Genomic DNA, 1,812 nt, shown 5'->3' with positions numbered 1-1,812 from the left:
CGCCAGGGGTACTCGGGGCTGCCGCCGTCGCCGGAGACGCCCACGCGCGGACCGGAGCTGATGCCCGCGGCGACCCCCTCCGGCGGGTACGCAGCCGGTTCCAGCCGGAACGGCGGCGCGAGGGCATCCCGCCCGCTGTCCGCCGTCGTCAGTCCCAGCGCGGTGGCCAGCCGGGCAGGCCCGCTCGCGAGGTCGACATCCGATTTCGACGTCGGCCGCCTGGCCCTCGCCAGCTCATGTCCCGCGACCACTTCGCCGGCCCGCAGCAGGAGCGCCGATGCCACGCCCTCGGGCCCGCACACGATATTGGCGCAATGGTGCATCCCGTACGTGAAATACACGTAGAGGTGGCCGGCCGGCCCGAACATCGGGGCGTTGCGGGCCGTTTGGCCGCGAAAGGTGTGGGCCCCGGGGTCAGGGTGGTGCGAATCATGCGGGCCCAGGTATGCCTCCACTTCGGTAATCCGAACCGAGACGGATCCGCCGGGCCCGTCGTGCGTCAGCACCGCGCCGAGGATCAGCGGCGCCACGTGCCGGGCATCGGCCGAGAGCAGCTCGCGGACGGACTCGGCCGCGCCGGACTCGGCAGGAAGCGGGCTGGAAGTCATGCTCAGACTTTAACAAACACCGCCGAAGGAGAGGACGGCCGTGTCCGAATTCCGCTAGCAGCTGCTCCGCGAAGCTGGCAGGATGGGGTGATGGACTTCTGGCAGCGCTACCGTGCAATCGATGCCCGGGACACCCGATTCGACGGGCAGTTCTACACAGCTGTCCGGACCACCGGCATCTATTGCCGGCCCTCGTGCCCCGCGCGGACGCCCAAGGCGGCCAATGTCACGTTCTATGAAACGTCCGCCGCGGCGCACGACGCCGGCTACCGTGCGTGCAAACGCTGCCTGCCCGAGGCCGTGCCGGGTACGCCGGCCTGGAACGTGCGCTCCGATATCGCCGGCCGGGCCATGCGGCTAATCAATGACGGCGTGATCAACCGCGACGGCGTCGAGGGGCTCGCGGCCCGGCTCGGATACTCCTCGCGCCAGCTCAACCGGATCCTCAGCCACGAACTCGGCGCCGGCCCGCTGTCCCTGGCGCGGGCGAGCCGCGCCCAGACCGCCCGCACCCTGCTGGTCTCCACAGCCATGAAAGTCTCGGACATCGCCTTCGCCGCCGGATTCAGCAGCGTGCGCCAGTTCAACGAGACCATCGGCGAGGTCTTTGCGATGACGCCTTCCGCGCTCCGGGCCACAGCCAGGCATCACCGCTCCCCCGCGGCGACCACAGCGCTCACACTCAACCTTCCGTACCGCGAACCGTTCGACCCGGGCGTCTTTGATTTTTTGGCAGTCCGCGCCATCCCCGGGATCGAGGAAGGTACCTCCACTTCCTACGCCCGGACCCTGCGGCTGACGCACGGCGATGCCCGCTTCCGCGTGGATTACGACGCCGGCGCGCCCGGGCGTCCGCTCGTGCTGACCATCGGCGCCGTCGACCTCCGGGATCTGGCCGCCCTGCTGAGCAGGGTCCGCCGGCTGCTAGACCTGGACGCCGATCCGGTCGCCATCGATGCCGCCCTCGAGGCCGACTCCCGGCTGGCCGCCGCGGTGGCGCGCACGCCGGGCATGCGGATGCCCGGCGCCGTTGATCCGCAGGAACTGCTGATCCGGGCGATGATCGGCCAACAGATCACCGTGGCCGCCGCGCGGACCGCCCTGGTCCAGCTTTCCGCGGCCGGAAGCGCGAGCCTGGTGCCCGACGACGGCCTCCACCGGCTTTTCCCGACGGCCGAGCAGATCGGCGGGACCGGCTTCGAAC

At 70.7% G+C, this 1,812-nt stretch carries 2 protein-coding genes; one reads left to right on the top strand and one right to left on the bottom strand.

The window, feature by feature from the left end:
* A partial coding sequence (locus tag LQV45_RS29590) for a DNA-3-methyladenine glycosylase (protein ID WP_230010679.1) occupies positions 1–608 on the bottom strand: 608 nt, incomplete at its 3' end.
* Positions 609–698: 90 nt separating this feature from the next.
* Between LQV45_RS29590 and LQV45_RS29585 the strand changes: the two genes are divergently transcribed.
* The coding region (locus LQV45_RS29585) for a bifunctional transcriptional activator/DNA repair enzyme AdaA (RefSeq protein ID WP_230010678.1) at positions 699–1,812 on the top strand (1,114 nt) is incomplete at its 3' end.

This window comes from Microbacterium sp. Bi128, from assembly GCF_918698205.1.
This window is presented reverse-complemented; position numbering and strand designations above follow the sequence as displayed.